15 protein-coding genes are annotated in these 24,011 nt (G+C 67.8%); 11 read left to right on the forward strand and 4 right to left on the reverse strand.

Features of this window, described 5'->3' with window-relative positions; genetic code table 11:
- Nucleotides 1–295 precede the first annotated feature (295 nt).
- Together ACSQ3S_RS28705 and ACSQ3S_RS28710 are read right to left on the reverse strand one after the other, a co-directional pair.
- Nucleotides 296–3,421, reverse strand: coding sequence for a beta strand repeat-containing protein (locus tag ACSQ3S_RS28705; RefSeq protein WP_436144507.1), 3,126 nt, complete (start codon nt 3,419–3,421; stop codon nt 296–298).
- 394 nt (nt 3,422–3,815) lie between these two features.
- A complete protein-coding gene (locus ACSQ3S_RS28710; protein ID WP_436144508.1) occupies nt 3,816–5,222 on the reverse strand; it encodes a FecR family protein in 1,407 nt (468 codons plus the stop codon).
- Between the two features lie 261 nt (nt 5,223–5,483).
- Between ACSQ3S_RS28710 and ACSQ3S_RS28715 the strand changes: the two genes are divergently transcribed.
- The 11 genes from ACSQ3S_RS28715 (at nt 5,484) to ACSQ3S_RS28765 (ending at nt 20,901) form a co-directional block, all read left to right on the forward strand.
- Entirely contained in the window at nt 5,484–7,304 is a 1,821-nt protein-coding gene (locus ACSQ3S_RS28715) for a CHASE2 domain-containing protein (protein WP_436144509.1), read from the forward strand.
- Complete coding sequence (locus ACSQ3S_RS28720; protein WP_436144510.1) at nt 7,292–8,578, forward strand: tetratricopeptide repeat protein; 1,287 nt, start codon at nt 7,292–7,294, stop codon at nt 8,576–8,578. The genes ACSQ3S_RS28715 and ACSQ3S_RS28720 overlap by 13 nt, the downstream gene beginning before the upstream one ends.
- 57 nt (nt 8,579–8,635) lie before the next feature.
- Nucleotides 8,636–9,388: a Crp/Fnr family transcriptional regulator gene (locus ACSQ3S_RS28725; RefSeq protein WP_436144511.1), complete on the forward strand. Its 753-nt coding sequence runs from the start codon at nt 8,636–8,638 to the stop codon at nt 9,386–9,388.
- A gap of 159 nt (nt 9,389–9,547) precedes the next feature.
- Nucleotides 9,548–10,348 carry an ABC transporter permease gene (locus ACSQ3S_RS28730; protein WP_436144512.1) on the forward strand — a complete coding sequence of 267 codons (801 nt, stop codon included), beginning with the start codon at nt 9,548–9,550 and terminating at the stop codon, nt 10,346–10,348.
- Between the two features lie 21 nt (nt 10,349–10,369).
- Nucleotides 10,370–11,590 (forward strand): ABC transporter ATP-binding protein, encoded by a 1,221-nt coding sequence (locus ACSQ3S_RS28735; RefSeq protein WP_436144513.1) that lies wholly within the window; start codon nt 10,370–10,372, stop codon nt 11,588–11,590.
- The gene (locus tag ACSQ3S_RS28740; RefSeq protein WP_436144514.1) at nt 11,587–12,993 is read left to right on the forward strand and encodes a class I SAM-dependent methyltransferase; all 1,407 of its coding nucleotides are present in this window, start codon (nt 11,587–11,589) and stop codon (nt 12,991–12,993) included. The genes ACSQ3S_RS28735 and ACSQ3S_RS28740 overlap by 4 nt, the downstream gene beginning before the upstream one ends.
- Nucleotides 12,993–16,736 carry a glycosyltransferase gene (locus ACSQ3S_RS28745; RefSeq protein ID WP_436144515.1) on the forward strand — a complete coding sequence of 1,248 codons (3,744 nt, stop codon included), beginning with the start codon at nt 12,993–12,995 and terminating at the stop codon, nt 16,734–16,736. The genes ACSQ3S_RS28740 and ACSQ3S_RS28745 overlap by 1 nt, the downstream gene beginning before the upstream one ends.
- A gap of 94 nt (nt 16,737–16,830) precedes the next feature.
- Nucleotides 16,831–18,531, forward strand: coding sequence for a hypothetical protein (locus ACSQ3S_RS28750; protein WP_436144516.1), 1,701 nt, complete (start codon nt 16,831–16,833; stop codon nt 18,529–18,531).
- Nucleotides 18,528–19,469: a glycosyltransferase family 2 protein gene (locus tag ACSQ3S_RS28755; RefSeq protein WP_436144517.1), complete on the forward strand. Its 942-nt coding sequence runs from the start codon at nt 18,528–18,530 to the stop codon at nt 19,467–19,469. Before ACSQ3S_RS28750 ends, ACSQ3S_RS28755 begins: the two co-directional genes overlap by 4 nt.
- Nucleotides 19,456–19,857: a GtrA family protein gene (locus ACSQ3S_RS28760; RefSeq protein WP_436144518.1), complete on the forward strand. Its 402-nt coding sequence runs from the start codon at nt 19,456–19,458 to the stop codon at nt 19,855–19,857. Before ACSQ3S_RS28755 ends, ACSQ3S_RS28760 begins: the two co-directional genes overlap by 14 nt.
- A gap of 9 nt (nt 19,858–19,866) precedes the next feature.
- Nucleotides 19,867–20,901: an acyltransferase gene (locus ACSQ3S_RS28765; RefSeq protein WP_436144519.1), complete on the forward strand. Its 1,035-nt coding sequence runs from the start codon at nt 19,867–19,869 to the stop codon at nt 20,899–20,901.
- Here ACSQ3S_RS28765 and ACSQ3S_RS28770 read toward each other — a convergent pair.
- On the reverse strand, nt 20,898–23,000 hold the full coding sequence (locus tag ACSQ3S_RS28770) for a GtrA family protein (protein WP_436144520.1): 2,103 nt from the start codon (nt 22,998–23,000) through the stop codon (nt 20,898–20,900). The genes ACSQ3S_RS28765 and ACSQ3S_RS28770 overlap by 4 nt on opposite strands.
- Entirely contained in the window at nt 22,997–23,962 is a 966-nt protein-coding gene (locus tag ACSQ3S_RS28775) for a glycosyltransferase family 2 protein (RefSeq protein WP_436144521.1), read from the reverse strand. The genes ACSQ3S_RS28770 and ACSQ3S_RS28775 overlap by 4 nt, the downstream gene beginning before the upstream one ends.
- Between the last annotated feature and the right edge of the window lie 49 nt (nt 23,963–24,011).

Below are 24,011 nucleotides of genomic sequence, written 5' to 3' on the forward strand. Positions count from 1 at the left end.
GCAGGTGATCACAACAGCTGCAGCGGTGACGTGGCAGGTCAGAGCCGAGCTCGGCGCAAGACACTGCAATATTTATGTTAGGCGAGAGATTATAGATCAACTGCGCGCCAAAATGTGATGCAAATCACATTTTGCTACACATTTATCGTGTTTTTTAAAAACAGACGGCAAGGAAGAAAATTAATCAATAGTTGTATTGATAATTTTTACAGGCGGCGCGAACGCGCTGCCGATGAAAAAAGGCCGGGCTTGCGCCCGGCCTTTCAGAGTAATGCTATTCCGCGAGGAATATTAATTACAGGGTGAACACGCCGGTTGCAACGGTGGTTGCAGCGGTGGTTGCGTGGTAGCCAACCAGGATGATGGTCTCGAAGTGGGTACCACCGGTCGAGTCAGCATCGTAGGTCAGGGCGGTGTCGGTACCAGCGGCACCGTAGGTGAACACACCGTTAGCCGCATCGTACGTACCAGCCGAGAACACCGCGGTGTTGTCGGCGCCAGCTGCCAGGTTGGTACCTGCCAGGGTGGTGGTGCCGGTGATGATGTTGGCATTGCCCAGATCGATCTTGTCGCCAGCAACCAGACCTTTGATGACGTCGAAGGTCGAGGTCAGCTCAGCGGTTTGGATCGTGGTCGAGGTGTTCACGCCGGAATCGCCGTTGGCTTGAACGATCTTGGCAGTGTTGCCCGATACGGTGATCAGGTCAGCGCCAACGCCGCCGTTGATAACGTCGGCACCGCCACCACCAACGATGGTGTCTTTACCAGCACCGCCGTGGATGGTGTCAGCACCGGTACCACCGGTCAGGGTGCTAGCGATGGTCGACGAACCGGTGATGGTGTTGGTACCAGCGACTTCGGTGATGGTCACACCTTTGCCGATAACAGCAGCGGCGTTGATGGTGTCGCCACCAGCAGCGCTACCCTTGATCGTTACAGCAGCGCTGGTTGCGGTCAGGGCGCCGGTGGTCCAGATGAAGCCGCCAGCGCTAACGCCGGATGCATCAACCGAGGTGATTGCCACGTCGGCGGTGTCAACCAGGGTCAGGCCCATGGTGCCAGTCACTTTGATGGTGGTCACAGCGGAATCAGCCAGGGTCAGCTGACCAGCGAAGGCGGTGTGGCCTGCGGTGGAGTTGCTGTCGTTGGTGGTGATGTTGACGGTTTCGATACCAGCGGCAGCCAGCGAGTTGGTAGCAGCAGCGGTGGTCGAACCTTTCAGCGAAACGTTCAGCACGTCGGTGGTGCCAACGGTGCTGGCCAGTGCGTAGGTCACAACTTGACCAGCAGCAGCGGAGAACGCCAGGTCGGTACCAGCGGCTACGTTGTTGAAGGTAGCGGCACCGGCGATGGCGTTAGCCACTTGCAGGTGGGTGAAGCCGGTTGCGTCGTACAGGTGTGCATCAGCCAGGGTGCCCAGACCCAGGGTTTCGAAGCCCGAGATCTTGGTGTTGCCCGAAGCGCTGAAGTCAGCAGCGATGTTGGCAACCAGAACGTCAGCGGTGCCGGCGCCGCCGCTGATGGCTGCGGTAGGAGCTGCAGCGATGGTGACGGTGTCAACACCGGAACCACCCAGGTACGATTGGCCAGCGCCAACGGTCACTTTGTTTGCGCCGGTCGATGCGGTTGCGGTAATCACGGCAGCAGCGTCAACACCAGCGAAGGTGCCGGTGAAGCCACCAGCGCCGGTCAGGGTAACAGCGGTTGCCAGACCAGCGGTCAGGGTAGCGCTCAGAGCCTTGTCGCCAGCGAGGGTGACGGCGGTTGCAGCAGCAGCCGAGATAGTCACGCCCGACGACGACGAGCCGGTCGAAGTCACGGTCAGGGTTTTAGCAGCTGCGTCGGTGATCGTGCCGCCAGTCACCTTGTTCAGGGTGATGGTTTCAGCATGAGCCGTGGTGCTGTTGTTGATGGTTACGCTTTGCGCGGTGTTAGCCACGGATACCGAGGTCAGCAGTTTGCCGGTCAGGGTAGCGGCGCCAGCATTGCCATCCAGCGTTACCGATTTCAGAGTGCTGTTGCCACCATCGCTGAGGGTAACAGTGTTACCGCCTTTGATCGTTGCGCTAGCCAGCGCGCTGTTCGAGGTTGCGCCGACGTTGAAGGTCAGCAGGGTAGCGGCAGCGGTAGCGGCCGTGGTAGCGTCAGCAGTAGCGATGGTGCCAGTTGCGGTGGCAGCAGCAGCGACCGAGGTACCAGCAGCGGTATCGATGGTGGTTTTCTGAGCGGCGGTCAGGGTGCCTGCGGTCACTGCAGCAGTGGTCAGCACGCCAACAGCAGTAGCATCGGCAGCAGCGGCAACAGCGGTTTGCAGAGCAGCGGTCGCGGCAGCTTGAGCAGCAGCGGCGGTCGAGGTCGCAGCGGCAGCGGTCGAGCCGGTCGAGGTGACGTTGATCGATGCACCACCAACCACGGTAGCGCCAGCGGTGTTCGACACGGTCACTGCGGTAGCATCACCAGCGGTGATGGTCTGTACAGCTGCCGACTTCAGCAGGAAGGTTGCTGCGGTCAGGCCGGTGAAGCCGGACACGTCAGCAGCGTTCGAAGCCAGGGCACCGGTCGATTGCACGTTCAGGGTCTGGATGTTGGTGACGGTACCCAGGGACAGATCGATGCCGCCGTTGGTGTCGGTCAGGGTCAGGGTGTTGTTGCCAGCGCCGCCGTCGATCTTATCCAGGCCGCTCCAGGTGGTGGTGGTGGCCGAAGCGGTGTTAGCGCCGAAGAACACGTCGTCGCCGGTCGAACCCGTCAGTACGTCCACGCCAGCGGTCAGCTGGGTGTTCACAACTGGGTGAGGGATCAGAGCGGTGATCGAGCTAACGATGGTGGCGTGGAAAGCGGTCAGGTCGGTGGTCGAATCCACTTGCTTCAGCAGGTCACGGGCAGCGGCTGCTGCGGCGTCGCCAGCGTAGGAGTTGATCTTAGGGATCGTGTCCAGCGAGGTGGTGAAGTCAGCGGCAGCAGCGGCGGTCTTGGTGACAAGGGCTGCGTCGATCACGCCTTGGGCGCTGGTGTTGGCCAGCGCGCCTTGGGTGATGGCCAGCGCGGCGTTAGCCTTGCTCAGACGGCCGGCAACGATTTCGTTGATCCAGAAGGTACCGCCGTCGGTGTCGGCATCGCGGTGCAGCACGTTGTTGTAGATCGCGTTGACGAACTTGGAGATCGACAGGATGTCGGTGCCGGAGCCGTACAGGGCCACCGATTCAGGCGCGGTGTTGAAGCTGGAGACCAGTTTGGCGACTGCCGAGGTCGGGTTAGCTTGAACGTAGGCGTTCAACGCATCGGTGGTGACCAGCGTGCCGTCAGTGTCAGCCGCAGCCAGTTGAGCTTCGAAGCTCTGCAGGCCATAGGTGTCAGCAGGACGACCAAAGTAGGAAATGTACAGTTGTTGTACTACTGCTGCGTAATCAGTTGCCGCCATGATGATAGTTCCTTAAAAAGTTTGGTTTAAACCAGAAATTCCGCAGTTCAGAGCATACAGCGCCGTATGACACTGAACCCTTTTTGCAGAAGGTGGGAGTATATTGCCATACCAAGGGACAATTGTTGTGACGGGCATCACAAATCAAATGTTTTTCTTCCGACTTTGCAACTAGTTGTAAATTATTTGCCGCATATTTATGCAATCCGCATAAATATACACAAATAATCACATTAACATTGCGCTATCAGCCCCATCCGGCCGCCTTTATATCACAGGTGCCGGGTATACACAAAAACGGGTAATGCCGCTGTTGCAACATTACCCGCCTTCTTAGTTCGAATTACAGCGCCGGAGCCGTTTCAGGGCGCGCGCTGGCCAATGCCAGCGGATATCAGCGGCTCCATTTGGTGGCGCCGTTCACCGTCACCGTGCTGGATTTAACTTGGAACAAATAGGCAGCTTCTTCCACATTGGCTCCGCCCAGATAACCTTTGATCTTGGAATCGGTCAATAAGGTGGTATTCACCAGCTCGCCCGCTTTGGTGATATTGCCATTAATATTCACCGGTACCCGCAACTCGTCGCCGACGACGGTCAATCCGGTCTTGAAGGTCCGCGTACCGAAATCGACATCCAGATGCGCATCCTCCACCGCCGCCTGCACCGCATCGCGGCCGGTGCGCTGGAGCACCGCATCGCTACCGGCCAGCACGAACGAAGCCGTGCCTTCCCGCGGCGCCACATACGCGGTCGTTTTCAGGCGGGCGATCTGATACGCGCCCAGGAATTCCTGCGCGGCGTAGGTGCCACCGCCCAGCTTGGCCTGTACCTCGGCATCCGCAGGACCGCCGGCAATCGCCTGGTAGCGCCCCCAGATCACTTCCTCCGGCCCGCGCACGGTGACCGGCGGCAGCACCGGCGGCGTAGGCGGCACCACCACCACCGGCGGCGGTGTCACCACCGGCGGATCCGCATCAGGTTTCTGGTCCACCTGCGGCGGCACCAGCGCACCGCCACCACCAGGGTTGGTGGTCTGGGTGATCTGCTTGCCGCTGGTCAGCGCATTGCCGGACTTCTGCGCGTCGAGATTGACATCGGTGCCCGGATTGCTGGCGCCAACCTTGCCAACCGGCTCATCCGGACGCGCCGGCGCGCCCTGGTCGGCCGGCGACATCACCGGACTGCGCAGCAATTGCGGGCTGGTCTGGCCGCGCTGCACCTGCAGCATCAGCCCGGCCTGGCCGGCGAACAGTTCGCGGCTGGCGCCGCCCTCGCAGGGGCCGCCGCCTTCGGGGCCGCAGCCGCCGGCAAAGCCGCTGACCACCACGCCGCCCGAGATCACCGTCACGCGCGAAGTCTGCTGGTCGGTATAGACGACGAAGTCGGTGCCGCGCACGCCGATCGCGGCGACCGGCGTGTTGAAGCGGAAGTTCTGCCGCGCCTGCTTGACGCCGACGCCGGAAATGCTGCGCGCTACGCCGCTCAGCAACTCCAGCTTGACGCGGGTGTTGGCCGGATTTTGTGTATCTATATGGTAGGCGACGATGCGCGCCTTGCTGTTCGGCCGCAACACCAGGAAACCCTGGTCGACCGTCTTGACATAAACATAGCCATCGGCGCCGGTGGTCAATTCGTCACCCTCTTGCACGGCGGCGTCGAGCACGGCGGGACGCGCGGCGACACTGACCTGGCCAGTGACGAACACGAGCTTCCCGGCCTCGCCGGCGTGGGCGGCCGATGCCAGCATCCCCAGCCCCAGCAGCATGGCCGCTAACATGGTGTGAAATTGATTGCGCATAATAAGTATCTCCCTCAGCCTACATTGTCCGCTATCCTCGATGAAAGTATGTGACTCGGGTCACATTCTTTCATTTGGATACAATTGACCGGACGACGCCGCGACAGTTGTGGCCGTGACCGCTGAAAGCGATGCAAAAATACCAATACGCACTATTCCTTCCAAGCACAAGCCGTTATACTGGGCGACTATTCTACCTTAGCAATCACTTTATTTTGTGCGGTCTGTGAGCCGCCACACCCACCTGGATCAGCCGTTATTTTGCGCATTCCGTTTCCATCCACCTCCGTCGCACGCGGTTGCATCGCCATTGCCGCACTGCTGATCACCGCCTGGGTCCAGTGGGACCACGGCAGTGCGGCGCAGCGGCTCGATAATTGGTTGCGCGACCGCTACACGGTGCTGCACGCGACGGCGCAGCCGGAACAGCGCGTGCTGCTGGTGGACATCGACGAAACCAGCCTGGAACGCTATCCCTGGCCGTGGCCGCGCACCCGCATGGCGGAAATGGTGGAGGCGCTGCTGGCCGACGGCGCCCGCGGCGTGGCGCTCGACATCCTGCAGGAAAAGCCGGCCGATGCGGCCGGCGACGCGCGCATGGCCATGCTGTCGCAGCATGCGCCGCTGGTGGTGGCGCAGCTGTTCGACTTCGGCCAGCGCGAGGATCCGCTGCACAGCGGCGTGCTGGCCGGCGGCGCGCCCGGCGCAGCCCCCGGCGCCGTGCCCGCCTACGGCTACATCGCCAACCACGGCGGCCTGGCGCAGGCGGCTCACTTCGGCAACATCGGCGTCGCCCCGGACACCGACGGCGTGCTGCGCCAGGTGCCGATGCGCACCGTCTTCAACGGCCGCAGCTACCCGACGCTGTCGCGCGCGCTGCTGGACTGCTGCGCCGGCGGCCGCCCGCTGGCCGAAACCGCCTCCGGCTGGGTCCGCATCCCGTACGCGCGCTCCTGGGAGGCCTATACCGTGGCCAAGGCCGCCGACCTGCTGGACCAGCGCGTGCCGCCCGAATTCATCCAGGGCCGGCTGGTGCTGATCGGTTCGTCCGCGCTGAGCATCGGCGACCGCGTCGCCACGCCGCTGGGCGCGCTTAGCGCCGGGCTGATGGTGCACGCCTCCATGCTGACCGGCCTGCTCGACAGCCAGGCCGGCCTGGCGCCGGCGCCATGGCCCGGCAGCCTGATCGCGCTGCTGTTCTGCCTGGCCGCGACGGCGCTGGCCACCTACACGCTGCCGCGCCGCACCGCCGCCGCCAATATCACGCTGCTGCTCGCCAGCTCGGCGCTGTGGCTGCCGCTGGCCTATGTCATCGCGCCGCACGACGGCGCCTTCGGTCCGTCCGGGCCGCTGCTGTCGAACCTGTTCCTGCTGCTGGTGGCCGTGCCGTTCCACTGGCAACTGGCGCAGACGCGCTCGCGCCGCCTGCTCGACACGCTGCGCCAGTACGTGGCCGGCGACGTCGTCGACGAGCTGCTGCGCAGCAACCTCGAGGATCCGCTGGCGCCGCGCCAGCTGCAGGTGACCACGCTGATCGCCGACATGGAGGGCTACACCACCCACGTCGAGGCGCTGCCGGTCGAGGAGGCCGCGCGCCTGACCACCGACTTCCTCGACTGCCTGACGCGCCCGGTGCTGGCGCTGCGCGGCACGCTGGACAAATACACCGGCGACGGCATGGTGGCGTTCTGGGGCGCGCCGCTGCCCAATCCCGACCACGCCAACCTGGCGCTGGACGCGGCCGGCGCCATGCTGCGGGCCGTGCGCGAGCTCAACACCCGCCGCGCGGCCGACGGCCTGGCGCCGCTGCGGGTGCGCATCGGCGTCGAAAGCGGGCTGGCGATGGCGGGCGACTTTGGCACCGCCATGCGCAGCATCTATACTGCGGTGGGCGACAGCGTCAACACGGCCTCGCGGCTGGAACAGGCGGCGCGCGACTACCCTTACGACATCATCATCGGCGAAGGAACCGTGAGCCGCGCCAGCCGCCACCGTTTCCGCCAACTGGGCCAGCGCGTGTTGCGCGGCAAGGAGCACCCGATTAACCTGTACACCCTCGAGGACGCGCCATGCGCGCACTGACATCCCTGCCCCTGCTGGCGCTGCTGACGCTGCTGTGGAGCGCCCCGGCGGCGGCCCAGGCGCCGGAGGCCGACATCGCCGTGGCGGCGGCCGACAGCGGCGCGCCACCGTCCTACCCGCCGGTGCAGCAGGAGGAACTGTATCTGGAGGCGATGCGGGCGCTGGCGGCCGACCAGCCCGAGCGCGCCAACGCCCTGCTGCTGCGCTTCCTGGAAAACGAGCCGCGCCACGCCGGCGCCTGGCTGGACCTGGCGTTCAGCCAGTGCACACTGGGCCACGGCGCCGAGGCCGAGCGCCTGTTCCGCGAGATTGAAACCCGCTTCAAGCCGCCGCCGGCGATCCAGCAACTGATCGACGACCACCGCGCGCGCGGCTGCAACACGCGGCCGTCGTGGCGCCCGCTGTGGGCGCTGTCGCTGGGGCGCGGCTATGACAACAACATCAACCAGGGCGCCAGCAACAGCCAGTTCGCCACCGGCAGCGGCAGCACCCTGACCCAGTGGGACCTGGGCCCGGACTACCTGCCCAAGGCCGACCACGTGACCACGGCCGGCGTTGACTACCTGCAACAGTTGGACGAGACCGGCTCGCTGCTGATCACGCAGCTGCGCCTGCGCCAGAACGACCATGTGCACGAGCAGGATTCGGCCTCGCTGCTGCTCGGCTACGAGCGGCCGTGGCAATGGGGCGCGTGGCGCGGTTATGGCACGGTCGCGTTCAGCGCGCTGCAGCTGGAACGGCAGTTGTACCAGCGCCAGGAACAGCTGCAGCTGCGCGCCACGCCGCCGTTGACCCTGCCGGAGAACCTGCAATGGTCGCTGCTGGCCAGCCTTAGCCACGTGCGCTATCCGACCCGCACCAAGTACGACTCCAACACGCTGGAGCTGGGCACCAGCCTGTACTGGCGCGGCGCGCAGCAGGTGTCGTTCTCGCTCAGCGGCCTGTCGGACCAGGGCCAGAACGGCCGCCTGGGCGGCAACCGGCTGGGCTGGTACGGCGCGCTGCAGCTGACCCAGCCGCTGCCGTGGAGCCTCAAGGGCGAGCTGGGCTGGACGCGCCAGGCCTGGCGCAGCAGCGCCGTGTATTCGCCGGACCTGATCGACATCGTCCGCCACCAGGACACGCGGCAGTTGCGCGCGGCCGTGCAGATGCCGGTCGGCGCCCACCAGACGCTGCAGCTGGAATGGCGCGCGGTAAGAAATCAGGAAAACATCTCCCTGTTTCAATATAATAGCCATGCCATCCAGCTCAACTGGCGCTGGGACAACTTTTAAGCGACCGATGATTGCAACCCGCACCACCACCACCGCTGCCGTCGCGGCGCCCGCACCATGACGGCGCCCGACCCCGCTTTGCCGGCGACGATGACGGCGCAGGAGGCTGCGGCGGCCCTGGATGGCGGCCAGCAAATCAATATGCAGATTCATCTGCGCAACATCCCGCTGCTGGCCAACCTGACTGACGAGGAAATGCTGATGGTGCGCACCGACCTGCGCATCCGCCAGTACGCCAAGCGCGAGGTGGTGCTGCAGAAGGGCGCCAGCGGCGACAGCCTGCTGTTCCTGCTGCAAGGCCAGCTGCAGGTGGTCGACATCACCGAGGATGGCCGCGCGATCGGCCTGCGCATGCTGGCGCCGGGCGACTTCTTCGGCGAAATCGCCGTCATCAACGGCACCATGCGCTCGGCCTCGGTGGTGGCGACGACGCCGGTGCTGATCGCGCTGCTGCCGCGCGCCACCGCGCTGCACCTGTTCTCGCACTCGCCGTCGGTGGCCAACCAGATGCTGCGCTTCCTGGCCGCCAAGGTGCAGCGCGACTCGGAGTTCCGCGCCCTGCTCAGCATCCACAACACCGCCAAGCGCATCTACAGCTTCCTCGAGCTGGTCAAGGAAAAGAAGAGCGACGACGTCGAGGTGGTCGAGAACCTGCCGACCCACCAGGACATCGCCAACATGATCAACACCAGCCGCGAGACGGTGACCCGCACGCTGCTGACGCTGGTCCAGCAGGGCATCATCAAGAAAGGCACGCACCGGCTGATCATCGTCAACCCGGAAGCGCTGCAGAAACTGGCACAGAGCTAGGGCGCCGCGCCCGTGCGCGGCCCTGCCGCCGCAGGGACCGCATGCTATAATCCGCCGCTTTGCCACCCGGCCCGCGCGCCACCGCACCATGACGAAACCCACCTGCCCGCATCACCGCCGCGTCCCGCGCCGGCCCGTCAGCCCGGCCGGAGCGGCACGATGATTTCGCGCGCCATGATCGGCGGCCTGTGGCGCTACCGCGGCTTCGTGCTCGGCAGCGTGCAGCGCGAATTCCAGTCGCGCTACCGCAATTCGCTGCTCGGCGCGGCCTGGACCGTGCTCAATCCGCTGGCCATGATCGTGGTCTACACGGTGATCTTCTCGCAGGTGATGGGCAGCCGCCTGCAGGGCAGCAACGCCACCTTCGCCTACAGCATCTATCTGTGCGCCGGCGCGCTGACCTGGGGCCTGTTTGCCGAGATCACCGGGCGCAGCCAGTCGGTGTTCATCGACCACGCCAACCTGATCAAGAAACTGCAGTTCCCGCGCATCTGCCTGCCCATCATCGTGGTGCTCAACGCGCTGGTCAACTTCGCCATCATCTTCGGCCTGTTTACCGCCTTCCTGGCGCTCTCGGGCAACTTTCCCGGCTGGGTCTACTTCCTGGTGTTTCCGGTGCTGCTGCTGCAGATCGTCTTCGCCATCGGCCTGGGCATGGTGCTCGGCGTGCTCAACGTGTTCTTCCGCGACGTCGGCCAGTTCTTCGGCATCGTGCTGCAGTTCTGGTTCTGGTTCACGCCCATCGTCTACCCGGTCGGCGCGCTGCCGGCCCCGGTGCGCGCGCTGCTGGTGTGGAACCCGATGGCGGCCGTCATCGGCGCCTACCAGCAGGTGCTGGTTAACGGCCAGCCGCCGCAGTGGGGCGGCCTGCTGCCGGCCGCGGCACTGGGCCTGGCCTGCTGCGCGCTGGGACTGCAGTTGTTCCGCAAGCGCGCCGGCGAGATGGTCGATGAACTGTAAGCGCCACACCGGGAGCACACCATGGGCACGATAAGCGTCAAACAACTGGGCAAGGCCTACAAACAATACGGCAATCGCTGGGGCCGGCTGGCGGAGTGGGTGCTGCCGTCGCTGGGCCCGCGCCACCGCCTCAAGTGGGTGATCCAGGACGTCAGCTTCCAGCTGGCGCCGGGCGAGGCGGTCGGCATCATCGGCATCAACGGCGCCGGCAAGAGCACGCTGCTCAAGCTGATCACCGGCACCGCCCAGCCCACCACCGGCAGCGTCCACATCACCGGCCGCGTGGCCGCGCTGCTGGAGCTGGGCATGGGCTTCCATCCCGAGTTCAGCGGCCGCCAGAACGCCTACATGGCGGGCCAGCTGCTGGGCATGTCGGTCGAGGAGATCGGCACGCTGATGCCGGAGATCGAGGCCTTCGCCGACATCGGCGACTACATCGACCAGCCGGTGCGCGTGTATTCGTCCGGCATGCAGATGCGCCTCGCGTTCAGCGTGGCCACGGTGCGCCGGCCGGACGTGCTGATCGTCGACGAGGCGCTGTCGGTGGGCGACGCGTATTTCCAGCACAAGAGCTTCGAACGCATCCGCCAGTTCCGCCAGCTGGGCACCACCTTGCTGATCGTCAGCCACGACCGCGCGGCGATCCAGTCGATCTGCGACCGCGCGCTGCTGCTCGACCGCGGCCGCCTGGCGTACCAGGGCCGGCCCGAGGAAGTGATGGACTACTACAACGCGCTGATCGCCGAACGCGACGGCGTCAACGTCGAGCAGACCACCGGCGCCGACGGCCGCACCCAGACCAGTTCGGGCAACGGCATGGCGACGGTGACGGCGATCAGCATCGAGAACGCCGACGGCGCGCCGCTGGAAGTGCTCAATGTCGGCGTGCCGGTCACGCTGCGCATCAAGGTCAGCGTCCACGCCGACCTGCCGCGCCTGGTGCTGGGCTATATGATCAAGGACCGCCTGGGCCAGCAGATCTACGGCACCAACACCCACCACATGGAACAGCCGCTGACGGCCGTGCGCGCCGGCGAGCAGATCGAATACCGTTTCCGCTTCCCGCTCAACCTCGGCCCCGGCAGCTATTCGGTGACCACCGCGCTCACCAGCAGCGAGACCCACCTGGCCGACAACTACGAGTGGCGCGACCTGGCGCTGCTGTTTATCGTCATGAACATGAACCGTAAAGAATTCGTCGGCACCAGCTGGATGGAACCGGCGATCGAGATCGCCCGATGAGCGCCGGCTTCTACCGCGCCTTCGAGGACCGCTACCGCGGCGCGCGCGCGATCATCAAGGACAGGCTGCGCGCCTACCTGCCGTTCATCGCGCCGCTGGCCACGCTGCAACAGCCGCCGGCCGCGCTCGACCTCGGCTGCGGCCGCGGCGAGTGGCTCGAGCTGCTGGGCGAACAGGGATTTCACGCCCGCGGCGTCGACCTCGACGAGGGCATGCTGGCGGCCTGCCGCGAGCGCGGCCTGGACGTCGAGCTGGGCGACGCCATCGCCTGCCTGCGCGCGCTGCCGGACCGGAGCCTGGCGCTGGTGTCGGCCTTCCACCTGGTCGAGCACATCCCGTTCGAGCTGCTGCAGGCGCTGGTGGCCGAGGCGCAGCGCGTGCTGCTGCCTGGCGGCCTGCTGATCATGGAGACGCCGAATCCGGAAAACCTGGTGGTCGGCGCCTCCAGCTTCTACCTCGATCCCACCCACCTGCGGCCGCTGCCGCCGCAACTGCTGGCCTTTGTCACCGAGTTCGGCGGCTTCGGCCGCCACAAGGTGGTGCGCCTGCAGGAGGAGGCCGGCCTGCGCGGCGACGCCCCGGTCGGCCTGATCAACGTGCTCGACGGCGTCAGCCCCGACTACGCCGTGGTGGCGCAGAAGGACGCCGGCGGCGCCGTGCTGGCGCCGTTCGAGGCTGCCTTCGGCGCCGGCTACGGCCTGGCGCTGGCCCAGCTGGCGCAGCGCTTCGAACAGCGCCTCGAGGGCCGCCACGACGCCCTGCGCGCCGCGCTGGCCCAACTGGAGCAGCACACCATCGACAGCAAGCTGCGGCTGGCCGGCGCCGAGTCGGGGCTGGAGGGCGTGACCCGCCTGAGCCAGCGCAACGACGCCCGCAACGAGGAGCTGGCGCGCGCCATCGCCGCGCTCGATGGCCGCCTGCACGCCGCCGACCAGGCGTTCCACCAGGCGCTGCAGCAGGCCCAGCAGACCGCGCAGCAGGCGCTGCAGGCCATGCAGCAGGCCGAGCAGGCGCGCCAGGAGGCGGCGCAGCAGCGCGCCCACGCCGAGCAGCACATCGCCGCGCTGCTGGCCAGCAGTTCGTGGCGCATCACCGGGCCGTGGCGCCTGGTCGGCGGCTGGGTGCGCGATGCGCGCGCCGCCGCGCGGCCGCGCGCCAAGGCCCTGCTGCTGCGCATGGCGCGCGCCGCGCTGCGCCGGCCGCGCGTCAAGCGCCTGCTCAAGCCGTGGCTGGCGCGCGTGCCGGGCCTGCAGCCCCGCCTGCAGGCCATGCTGTACCACGCCGCCGTGCAGGCCAGCCAGGCGATGCCGCCGGAACCGCCGGCGCCGCTGGGCGACATGTCGCCGCGCGCGCTGCGCATCTACCACGATCTCCAATCCGCGCTCAAGACAAGGAAACATTGATGCGTATCGTCATCGATTTGCAGGGAGCCCAGTCGGAAAGCCGCTTCCGCGGCATCGGCCGCTATTCGCTGGCGCTGGCGCTGGGCGTGGCGCGCAACGCCGGCCAGCATGAAGTGTGGCTGCTGCTGAACGGCGCGCTGGCCGACGCCATCGCCGAGCTGCGCGCGGCCTTTGCCGGCCTGGTGCCGCCCGAGCGCATCTGCGTGTTCGACGTGGCCGGTCCGCTGGCCGAGCTGCATCCGGACAACAGCGCGCGCACCCGCGCCGCCGAACTGCTGCGCGAATACGCGATCGCCCAGCTGCGGCCGGACGCGGTGCTGGTCACCAGCCTGTTCGAAGGCTTCGTCGACGACGCCGTGGTGTCGGTCGGCGGCTTTGCCGGCGCCGAGCGCACCGCCGTGGTGTTGTACGACCTGATCCCCTTCCTCAATCCCGAGGCCTACCTCGGCACGCCGGCCCAGCGCCACTACTACGACCGCAAGATCGCCTCGCTGCGCCGGGTCGGCCTGCTGCTGTCGATTTCCGACTACTCGCGCCAGGAGGCGATCGACGCGCTGCAGCTGCCGCCGCAGCAGGTGGTGGCGATCTCCACGGCGGTGGACGACAGCTTCCGCCCGGCCGCGCCGGACGCCGAACGCTGGACCGCGCTGCGCCATCGCTTCGGCGTGACGCGCGCGATGCTGATGTACGCGCCCGGCGGCTTCGACGCGCGCAAGAACATCGACGGCCTGATCAACGCCTACAGCCTGCTGCCGGCGGCGGTGCGCGCCGGCCATCAGTTGCTGATCGCCAGCAAGCTGGGCCAGCACGACCGCGACGCGCTGCTGGCCCATGCGGCCGCCGCCGGCGTCGGCGCCGATGAGCTGATCCTGACCGGCTACGTCAGCGACGCCGACCTGATCGAGCTGTACCGCAACACCGCGCTGTTCGTGTTCCCGTCGCGCCACGAGGGCTTCGGCCTGCCGGCGCTGGAGGCGATGGCCTGCGGCGCGCTGGTGATCGGCGCCGACAACACCAGCATCCCGGAAGTGATCGGCTGCGACGAGGCCATGTTCGACGCCGACGACCCGGCCGCCATCGCGGCCAAGATCGCCGAAGTGCTGACCGACGCCGCCCTGCAGCAGCGCCTGCGCGAGCACGGTCGCCGGCAGGCTGCGCGCTTCTCGTGGGACGCGACCGCGCAGCGCACCGTGCGCGCGCTGGAGGCTTGGCGCGGCCAGGCCGGCGCAGGCCAGCCCGCCCCGGTCCCGGCCGCGCGCAAGCCGAAGCTGGCCTTCGTCTCGCCGCTGCCGCCCGAGCGCACCGGCATCGCCGACTACGCCGCGCAGCTGCTGCCGGCGCTGCTGGACCACTTCGACATCGAGCTGGTGCTGCGGCAGGACAAGCTGACCCTGCCGCCGGCGCTGGCCGCGCTGCCGCGGCGCGACGTGGCCTGGTTCGACCAGCACGCCGGCGACTACGAGCAGATCCTCTACCAGTTCGGCAACAGCCCCTTCCACAGCCACATGTTCGGCCTGCTGCGCCGCCATCCGGGCGTGGTGGTGCTGCACGATTTCTTCCTCAGCAGCGTGCTGGCCTACGAGCAGATGACCGGCGGCATGCCGGGCGCCTGGTCGCAAGCGCTGTTCGACAGCCACGGCTATCCGGCGCTGCTGGCCGGCCAGCAGCCGGACGGCACCGACGCCGCGCGCGACCGCTATCCGTGCAACCTGGCGGTGCTGCAGGACGCCACCCGCGTCATCGTCCATTCCGAACACGCGCGCAGCCTGGCGCGCCAGTGGTACGGCGCGCAGGCGGCGGCCAACTGGAACGTGGTGCCGCTGCCGCGCGCGCTGCCGGCGCAGCAGGACCGCGGCGCCGCCCGCCGGGCGCTGGGCATCGCCGACGACGCGCTGCTGACGTGCAGCTTCGGCTTCATCGCGCCGACCAAGCTGACGCTGGAACTGGTCCAGGCCTGGCTGGCATCGCGGCTGCACGCCGATCCGCGCTGCCTGCTGGTACTGGTGGGCGCCAACCACGGCGGCGGCTACGGCGAGCAAGTCAGCGCCGCGATCGCCGGCCACGAGCGCATCCGCATCGCCGGCTGGACCGACGAAGCCGTCTATCACCAGTATCTGCAGGCCGCCGACATCGGCGTGCAGCTGCGCAGCGTGTCGCGCGGCGAGACCTCGGCCGCCGTGCTCGACTGCATGAACTACGGCCTGGCCACCATCGTCAACGCCAACGGCTCGATGGCGGCGCTGCCCGCCGACACCGTGTGGCGGCTGGCCGACCATTTCGAACTGCCGGCGCTGACGGCCGCGCTGGACGGCCTGCGCGACGACGCCGGCCGCCGCCAGGCGCTGGGCGCCGCCGCCGCCCGCCTGCTGCACACCGCGCACAGCCCGGAACAATGCGCCAGGCTGTACGCCGGCGCGATGGCCGAGGCCGAAGCCGACGCGCGCCACGGCCGCCCGGCGCTGCTGCGGGCGCTGGCCGCGCGCGACGACCTGCCGGCCGACGACGCCGCGCTGCAGCAGCTGGCCGCGGTGATCGCCCGCGCGCCGGACGCCACGCTGCCGCGCCAGCTGCTGGTCGACGTCACCGCGATCGCCCGCCACGACCTGAAGACCGGCATCGAACGGGTGGTGCGCACCCAGGTGGCCGAGCTGCTGCGCGAGCCGCTGCCCGGCTGGCGCGTGGAGCCGGTGTACCTGAGCGACGAAGGCGGCCGCTGGCACTACCGCTACGCGCGCCGCTACACGGCGCAACTGCTGGGCATCGCCACCGAACTGCAGGACGCGGTGGCCGACACCAGCGCCGGCGACGTGTTCTACAGCGCCGACTACTCGCCGGGCGCGGTGGTGGCCGCCGCCCAGGCCGGCCTGTACGCGCACTGGCGCGCGCGCGGCGTGCACGTCAATTTCCTGGTGCACGACCTGCTGCCGGTGCTGCGGCCGGAGTTCTTCCCGTCCGGCGCCGCGCTGACCCACGGCGGCTGGCTGGCCTGCATCGCCGCCCAGGCCGACCGCCTGATCTGCATCTCCGACGCGGTGCGCCAGGAATTGCGCCAGTGGCTGCGGCAGCAGGACGCCGACGCCGTGCCGCCCAAGCTGGCGGTGCTGCACCACGGCGCCGACATCGGCGCCGCCGGCGACGCGCCGGCGGCGCCGAACGCCGAACTGGCGCGCTTTGCCGACCTGCCGAGTTTCCTGATGGTGGGCACGATCGAGCCGCGCAAAGGGCATCTGCAGGCGCTCGACGCCTTCGAGCAATTGTGGGCCGAGGGCGTGCAGGCCAACCTGGTGATCGTCGGCGGCGAAGGCTGGAAGCCGCTGCCGGCGCACGAGCGCCGCACCATCCCGCTGATCGTGCAACGCCTGCAGCAGCACCCGCAGCTGGACCAGCGGCTGTTCTGGCTGCAGGGCCTGGACGACGCCGCGCTGCGGCAGCTGTACCGCGACTGCGCCTGCCTGCTGGTGCCGAGCGAAGGGGAAGGGTTCGGCCTGCCGCTGATCGAGGCGGCCAGCCACCAGCTGCCGCTGCTGGTGCGCGCGCTGCCGGTGTTCCGCGAAGTGGCGGGGCCGCACGCGCACTATTTCGACGGCGCCGACGGCGCGGCGCTGGCCGGCGCCGTGCGCGACTGGCTGGCGCTCGCTGCGCAGGGCAAGGCACCGTCGTCGGCCGGCATGCCGTGGAAGACCTGGGCCGACAACGCGGCCGGACTGCTGGCCGTGCTGCAGGGACGGGGCGACGACGCCTGAGCAGGCGCCGGCGGTTCACGCCGGCAATAGTGATTTAATCGGCAACAGCACGCGGCAGCGACTATAATGCTAGGTTTTTCACCACAGCATCTTCATGGTATCTGCCGACTCTTCCCCTCCATCGCGCCTGCGGCTGCCGCCGGCACGGCGCCTGCTGTGGCTGTGCGCCGACCCGGCCGGGCCGGCGGCGCTGCTGCTGGCGGCGCTGCTGGCGCTGTGGCTGGCCTACCAGGTGTACGGCGGCCAGTTCATGCGCGGCCTGTCGGGCTTCTGGCTGTCCGACGACAGCGACCTGGCCCAGTACATCTCCGGCTTCAACGCCTACGTCCATGAGCCGTGGCATTGGCCGCTGCTGCGCATCGAATCGGTCAACTGGCCGGACGGCACGCTGGCGACCTTCCTCGACACCATTCCGCTGTATGCGCTGGTACTCAAACTGCTGCGCCACGGCCCCGACGTGCGCTACAGCAATCCCTACGTCGGCTGGATCATGCTGTGCTACCTGCTGCAAGGCGCCGGCGCCTGGTGGATCTGCCGCGAGGCGCAGCTGCGTTCGTGGGCGGCGCTGGCCGCGCTGACGGTGCTGCTGGCCACCTTCCCGGCGCTGACCTTCCGCATCCATCACATCAGCCTGATGTCGCAGTGGCTGCTGCTGTTCGCCTTCGCGCTGTATCTGCGCGGCAGCCGGCTGGGCCGGCTGGCCGGCGGCGGCTGGACGGCGCTGCTGATCGGCGGCTTCTACATCAACATCTATCTGTTCAGCATGCTCTCGCTGCTGTTCGGCGCCGATGCGCTGCGCCACCTGCGCAACGGCGGCTGGCGCCAGGCGCTGCCGGCGCTGCTGGGCGCGCCGCTGCTGCTGGGGCTGAGCCTGTGGCTGACCATGCTGCCGCTGGCGCCGGCCGGCCAGTCCAGCGAATGGGGCTTCGGCTTCTACTCGATGAACCTGCTCAGTCCCATCGCCGGCGGCGACCTGTTGCGCTTCGCCACCCCGATGGCCACCACCGGCCAGGGCGAAGGCTACAATTACCTCGGCGTGTTCCTGCTGCTGTTTACCGCCGGCGCCATCCGGCTGCGGCAGCGCCACGACGGCCAGTTCTGCCGGCGCCACGCGGTGCTGCTGTGGATGCTGGCGCTGCTGGCGCTGTATGCGCTGTCCAACAACGTCTACCTGGGGGCACAGCCGCTGTACACGCTGGAGCTGCCGGAGTGGACCCGCACCGTCACCGACCAGCTGCGCGCGTCCGGCCGCTTTTTCTGGCCGGTCGGCTACGCGGTCGTGATCTTCACGGTGGTCAGCGTCCAGCGCCATGCCGGCCGGGCGCGCGCGGCAGCCCTGCTGGCGCTGCTGGTCGGCCTGCAATGGTGGGACTTGCAGGGGCACCACCGGTCGGCCCGCAACGACGTCGACGCGCCCCAGTCGTCGCGCGTCGAGGCGGCGCTGTGGGATGCCTTCCTCGGTCCGCAGGTGGACACGCTGATGGTCTATCCGCCGTTCGGCTGCGGCACCTCGGCCGGCACGCAGACGATCTTGCCCACCATGCGCTACGCGGTCAAACGCCAGCTGAAGATGTCGACCGGCTATGTGGCGCGGCTGAAAAAGCCCTGCGACAACTATGCGCGCGAGATCGGCGCCGCCCAGGCGCCGGGCACGGCCTTCGTCTTCATCAAGCAGGACTTTCCATCGCTGGCCAGCGTGCGGCAACTGCTGGGCGAGCCGCCGCAGAGCGCCTGTGTCGACGCGAATTTCGCTTACCTATGCAAACGCCAGCAGGGCGTGGAGAAAACAGATTGAAAAAACTAGTCTCTTTAGTGGCGCCGTTTTACAACGAGGCGGGCAATGTGCGCGAATTCCTGCGGCGGGTGGACCTGGTGGCGGCCGGCCTGCCCGGCTACGACTTCGAAGTGATCGCCGTCAACGACGGCAGCCGCGACCAGACCTGGCAGGAATTGACCGCCGCCCAGGCGCAGTACCCGATGCTGCATACGGTGGACCTGTCGCGCAACTTCGGCAAGGAGGCCGCGCTGACGGCCGGCCTGGACCGGGCGCGGGGCGACGCGGTGGTGCCGATCGATTCCGATCTGCAGCACCCGCCCGAGCTGATCGGCGACATGCTGGCGCTGTGGGAAGGGGGCGCCGAGGTGGTGCTGGCGCGCCGCAACGACCGCCTGACCGACGGCCGCCTGCAGAAATTGTCGGCCAACTGGTTCTACCGCTTCCACAACAAGATCGCCAACATCGACGTGCCGCAGGATGTCGGCGACTTCCGCCTGATGGACAAGGCGGTGGTGGCGGCTCTGCGCCAGTTGCCGGAGAGCCACCGTTTCATGAAGGGCTTGTTCGCCTGGGTCGGCTTCCGCACGGCGACGGTCAACTACGCGGTGGCGGCCCGCACCGCCGGCGAATCAAGCTTCAATTTCTGGAAGCTGTGGAATTTCGCGCTGGAAGGCATCACCAGCTTCAGCACCGTGCCGCTGAAGATCTGGACCTATGTCGGCCTCGGCGTGTCGTCGCTGGCGCTGCTGTATGCGGCCAGCATCGTGATCAAGACGCTGATCTACGGCGTCGACGTGCCGGGCTACGCGTCGCTGATGGTGGCCAGCATGTTCATGGGCGGCATTCAGCTGATCGGCATCGGCGTGCTGGGCGAGTACGTCGGACGCATCTACAACGAAGTCAAGCGGCGGCCGGTGTACGTGGTGCGGGAAGAGCATGCGCGTGAAGCTGCTTGAGCCCTACTGGCGGCGCTACCGCGACCTGCTGACCTTCGGCGCCATCGGCGTGGTCAACACCGTGCTGCATTCGGCCGTGGTGGTGGCGCTGGTGGAGACGCTGCAGGTGTCGCCGGTGCTGGCCAACGTAGGCGGCTTCGCGCTGGCCAACAGCGCCTCGTTCTTTGCCAACAGCTATCTGACGTTCCGGCGCCGCCCGACGCTGCAACTGTACGGCAAGTTCTTCATGGTCTCGCTGGGCAGCCTGGCGCTCACCGTGGCGCTGTCGGCGCTGGCCCAGGCGCTGCACTGGCACTACCTGATCGGCCTGCTGATGGTCTTGCTGTGCGGTCCGGTACTGACCTTCGTGCTGCATAAGACCATCACTTTCCGCCCCTCCGGCCAGTAGGAAGCCATCATGTCCCCTCCTCCGGCCCACCAGTCCGGCGTCGCGCGCGACCTCAGCCTCGAAGGCATGCGCAGCGTCGCGATCCTGTTCGTCATCACCATCCACATCGCCGCCAAGGGCTTTGGCGCGCTGGGCCCGCACTGGTGGGCCGTCAACGCCTATGAAAGCGTGTCGCGGGTGGCCGTGCCCCTGTTCTTCATGATCACCGGCGCCCTGCTGCTGCCGCGCCGGCATACCGTGCCGGCCATCGCCAGCCGCCTGTGGCGCGTCGGCCTGCCGCTGCTGTGCTGGTCTGTGCTGTACCTGCTGTGGTTCCGCCACGCCAACCAGCACCAGAGCGGCTGGCTGGCCCGCATCATCCAGGCGCCGGTGGTGGCTCACCTGTGGTACCTGTACACGCTGATCGGCGCCTATCTGTTCCTGCCCGTGCTGGCCGGCTTCCACCAGGCCAACACTGTCCGGGTGCAGCTGTTCTGCCTGTTCTTCTGGTTCGTCGGCGCCAGCGTCGTGCCGCTGGAGGTGGCGCTGACCGGCCGCGAGCACGTCGGCGTCAGCTGGGCCTTCCTGTCGCTGTACGGCGGCTATATGGCGGCCGGCGCGCTGATCTACCGGCACTTGCCGGCGCGGCCGCCGCGCGCGTACGCCGCCTGGCTGCTGTGGGCCGGTGCCACGGCGGCCGTGGCCGGCCTGACCTGGTGGCAGTGCGACCGCCTGGCCCGCGCCGACGAAACCTTTTATGTGTACTCCAGCCCGCCGGTGCTGATCGGCGCCCTGGCCGCCTTCGTCGCGCTGCGCTCGCTGTTCAGCCGGCCGCTGCCGGTGTTGCTGCAGCGGCTGTTCACGGCGATCGGCCGGGTCAGCTTCGGCGTTTACCTGCTGCACGTGCTGGTGCTGTTTTATCTGGACACCCTGGGCTACGATTTCCAGTTCATCAATCCCTGGCTGGCCATTCCGTGCCTGGCGCTGGGTGTGCTGGCGCTGTGCGGGGCGCTGGTGCGCCTGCTGCAGGCCGTTCCGCTACTGCGGCTGATCGTGCCGCACTAGCCCGGCAGGCGGCCGACCGGGCACAGCCGGTATGGCAGGTAGTTGCGGCCGATGTAGGCCGCATAGGCGGCGCAGCGGCCGCCGTCCGGCGTCAGGCCGTAGCGGCCCAGGATGGCGGCCGCGTCGGCCAGCTCGTCGTGCTCGCGCACGGCCGCCGCCGCGCTGGCGGCGGCGCCCGGCGCCGGGTACTTCGGATCGGCCTGGCGTGAAGCGAGCAGCACATACCACGGGCCGCTGCGCGCCGCCAGCATCGCCTGCACGCGCGCGGCGTAGCCGGCCGACTCCGGAAAACCGGCGCCGACCGACACGAACGCCAGCGTGGCCGGAAAGCCGGCCGCGTACCAGCCCATCGGCGCCTGCGTGGAAAAGACCAGCGCCTGCTCCGGACGCGGCATGGCCGGCGTCTGCACGCGAAAAGCCTCGCCGCTCCAGCCGGCCCGTCCCCAGTGCGGCGTCGGCAGCGCCAGCAGCACCGCCGCCGCGATGAAGGCGCCGGCGGCGCGCCCGGCGCCGCCGGCCGGCGCCAGCCGGTGCGCGATCAGCCACAGCACCAGCGGCGCCAGCAATTCCAGCGGCACCAGGTAGCGGTAGATGCTGAACAGCGCCTGCCAGCCCGCATACGCCAGCACGAAAAACACCAGCATGAAACGCACCGGCTCCGGCACGGCCGGCGTCGCGGCCGGCCGTGCGCGCAGCAGCGCCACCGCGAGCCAGGCAAAGCCCAGGTATAGCAGCGGCCACAACAGCAAAACCGCCGTGATTTCCATGACCCGCTGCGGATGCAGCGCGAAAATGAACGGCCACAGCAACGTCTCGGCCCAGCCCTGCGGCAGCCAGTGCGTGTCGCCGATGCCGATCGGCGCGGCCAGCGGCGCGTGGAAGATATTGTTAAATTGCGGGAACAGCGGGTTGCCGAACTCGTGCCACATGCGCCAGAACCAGTGGCCCGCCGTCAGCGCGATGCCGGCCAGCACGCCTAGACCGCAGAGGAAGGCGTGCAGCAGACGGCGCCACCAGACGCCCGGCGACAGCAGCAGGGCCAGGCACAGGGCCAGCGCATAGGTGGCATTGGTCAGCTTGAGGCCGGTGCAGGCGCCCGCCAGCAGGCCGGCAAGCGCCAGCGCGTTCCTCCCGCCCGCGCCCGGCGCGGCCAACACCGGCCAGCCGCGCAGCACCAGCAGCACGGCGCCAAGCACGAACAAGGCGGTCAGGTTGTCGCCCATCGAGTTGCCGAGCTCGCTGAAGAACGCGCAGCCCATGCAGCCCGCCAGCGCCAGCAGCAAGGGGGTGCGCAGGGGCGCCGGATGCGGCAGATGGGTCAGCGACCGGCGCCCGATGGCGAACAGCAGCAGCACGTTCAGCCCTTGCAGCGCGCCCATGGCGAAGCCGGCCAGCGGCGCCGGCAGCAGCCGCGCCAGCCCGTAGTGGACCAAATCGAGCGTCGGATTGAAGTAGCTCTGCCACTGGGCCGGCGCCAGGTCCAGGCCGATCTTGCCGTTCATCAGCGCGAACGGGTTATACAGGTGATAGTTGCGCCAATCCCAGTTGTCATCCTGCCCCAGCAGCAAGGACATCAGGCCGAACAACAGCGGCAGCAGCCACAGGCGCCGCAGCATGGCGGCGCTGTCGAGCCAACGCCAGAAGCGCCGGCACAGCGCCGCAAGCGGCGAGACATCTCCGTGGCCGTTATGGAAGACCAGGAATTTGGCGCTGATGAAATTCAGCGTCAGGCCGGCCAGCGTGCCGCAGCACACCGCCAGCAGCGGCGCGGCCGGCAACAGCGGCGCCGCCCGGCGCGAGTGCGCCAGCAGCGCCATGACGGCGGCGGAGACGGCGTAGTTGACGGCCCCGCCGACCGCCATCGCCCCCAGGTAGCGCCACCACTGGCGCCACGGCGAAAGACCGGCGCCGGTAAAAGTGTAGCGGCGGTTGAGCTGCCAGGTGACCCACACCGCCGCCAGGAATGACAGCAGGCGGCCGGCGTGAAAGCCGGCGCCCAGCGCCAGCGCCAGATACAGCACCAGGACGTCCACGGCCAGGCCGGCCACCCCGGAAACGGCAAAGCGCAGCAGCTCGATGCGTGTCTGGCGGCCGATCATGCGGCGTCGGGCGGCTGTGGCGCCGGCACGGCCAGGTAGGCGAAACGCTTCTGCTCGATGCGGCCCTTGGTGACGGTGTCGAGTATCAGCCCGCATGACAGCGACAGCACGCTGAGCATGCCCAGTCCCGTACACAGGACGGCCGTCGGCAGGCGCGGCACCAGCCCGGTGGCCAGGTAGGTGGCCACCAGCGGCTCGGCCAGCGCCAGCGCCAGCAGCGCGCACAGGCCGGCGAAGATGCCGAAGAAATACAGCGGCTTTTCGTTCTTGAACAGCTTGACGATCATCCACAGGATGCGGGCGCCGTCGCGGTAGGTGTTGAGCTTGCTGACCGAGCCTTCCGGGCGCGACTTGTACCGCGTCGGCACCTCGGCCACCGGCATGCGCAGCTCCAGCGCGTGCACCGTCAGCTCGGTCTCGGTTTCGAAGCCGGCCGAGTGGGCGGCAAACGACTTGGCGTAGCGGCGCGAAAAAATACGATAGCCGGACAGCATGTCGGTGAAGCTGCTGCCAAACACGGCGGCTACGCAGCCGGTCAGCAGACGGTTGCCGAAACGGTGGCCGAAGCGGTAGGCCTGCTGCTCGTCAGTGTGGCGGGTGCCGACCACCATATCGAGGCCCTGGTCGAGCAACTGGCGCACCATCTGCGGCGCCACGCTGGCGTCATAAGTGTCGTCGCCATCGACCATCACGTAGACGTCGGCATCGACGTCGGCGAACATGCGGCGGATCACATTGCCCTTGCCCTGCTGGCGCACGCTGCGCACGATAGCGCCGGCGGCACGCGCCACGGCCTGGGTGTCGTCGCTGGAGTTATTGTCGAACACGTACACCGGCGCGCCGGGCAGGCAGGCGTTGAAGTCGCGCACGATCGAGGCGATGGTCAAGGCTTCGTTGTAGCAGGGCACCACGATGGCGATGCGGGAATAGGGAACGGTGGTCAATTGGTTCTGTCGTAGCATGGGGACGCGAAATTGTACATGAAAAGCGCAACGCCTCCGCTCGTCTGCC

Source organism: Duganella sp. LjRoot269 (genome assembly GCF_964254095.1).
Lineage (GTDB): Bacteria > Pseudomonadota > Gammaproteobacteria > Burkholderiales > Burkholderiaceae_D > Rugamonas > Rugamonas hordei.

What these genes read in the sequence shown, in the direction of transcription:
- ACSQ3S_RS28705 (WP_436144507.1), bottom strand. Translation starts at nt 3,421, where the DNA reads ATGGCGGCAACTGATTACGCAGCAGTAGTACAACAACTGTACATTTCC.
- ACSQ3S_RS28710 (WP_436144508.1), bottom strand. Translation starts at nt 5,222, where the DNA reads ATGCGCAATCAATTTCACACCATGTTAGCGGCCATGCTGCTGGGGCTG.
- ACSQ3S_RS28720 (WP_436144510.1), top strand. Translation starts at nt 7,292, where the DNA reads ATGCGCGCACTGACATCCCTGCCCCTGCTGGCGCTGCTGACGCTGCTG.
- ACSQ3S_RS28725 (WP_436144511.1), top strand. Translation starts at nt 8,636, where the DNA reads ATGACGGCGCCCGACCCCGCTTTGCCGGCGACGATGACGGCGCAGGAG.
- ACSQ3S_RS28730 (WP_436144512.1), top strand. Translation starts at nt 9,548, where the DNA reads ATGATTTCGCGCGCCATGATCGGCGGCCTGTGGCGCTACCGCGGCTTC.
- ACSQ3S_RS28735 (WP_436144513.1), top strand. Translation starts at nt 10,370, where the DNA reads ATGGGCACGATAAGCGTCAAACAACTGGGCAAGGCCTACAAACAATAC.
- ACSQ3S_RS28740 (WP_436144514.1), top strand. Translation starts at nt 11,587, where the DNA reads ATGAGCGCCGGCTTCTACCGCGCCTTCGAGGACCGCTACCGCGGCGCG.
- ACSQ3S_RS28745 (WP_436144515.1), top strand. Translation starts at nt 12,993, where the DNA reads ATGCGTATCGTCATCGATTTGCAGGGAGCCCAGTCGGAAAGCCGCTTC.
- ACSQ3S_RS28750 (WP_436144516.1), top strand. Translation starts at nt 16,831, where the DNA reads ATGGTATCTGCCGACTCTTCCCCTCCATCGCGCCTGCGGCTGCCGCCG.
- ACSQ3S_RS28765 (WP_436144519.1), top strand. Translation starts at nt 19,867, where the DNA reads ATGTCCCCTCCTCCGGCCCACCAGTCCGGCGTCGCGCGCGACCTCAGC.
- ACSQ3S_RS28770 (WP_436144520.1), bottom strand. Translation starts at nt 23,000, where the DNA reads ATGATCGGCCGCCAGACACGCATCGAGCTGCTGCGCTTTGCCGTTTCC.
- ACSQ3S_RS28775 (WP_436144521.1), bottom strand. Translation starts at nt 23,962, where the DNA reads ATGCTACGACAGAACCAATTGACCACCGTTCCCTATTCCCGCATCGCC.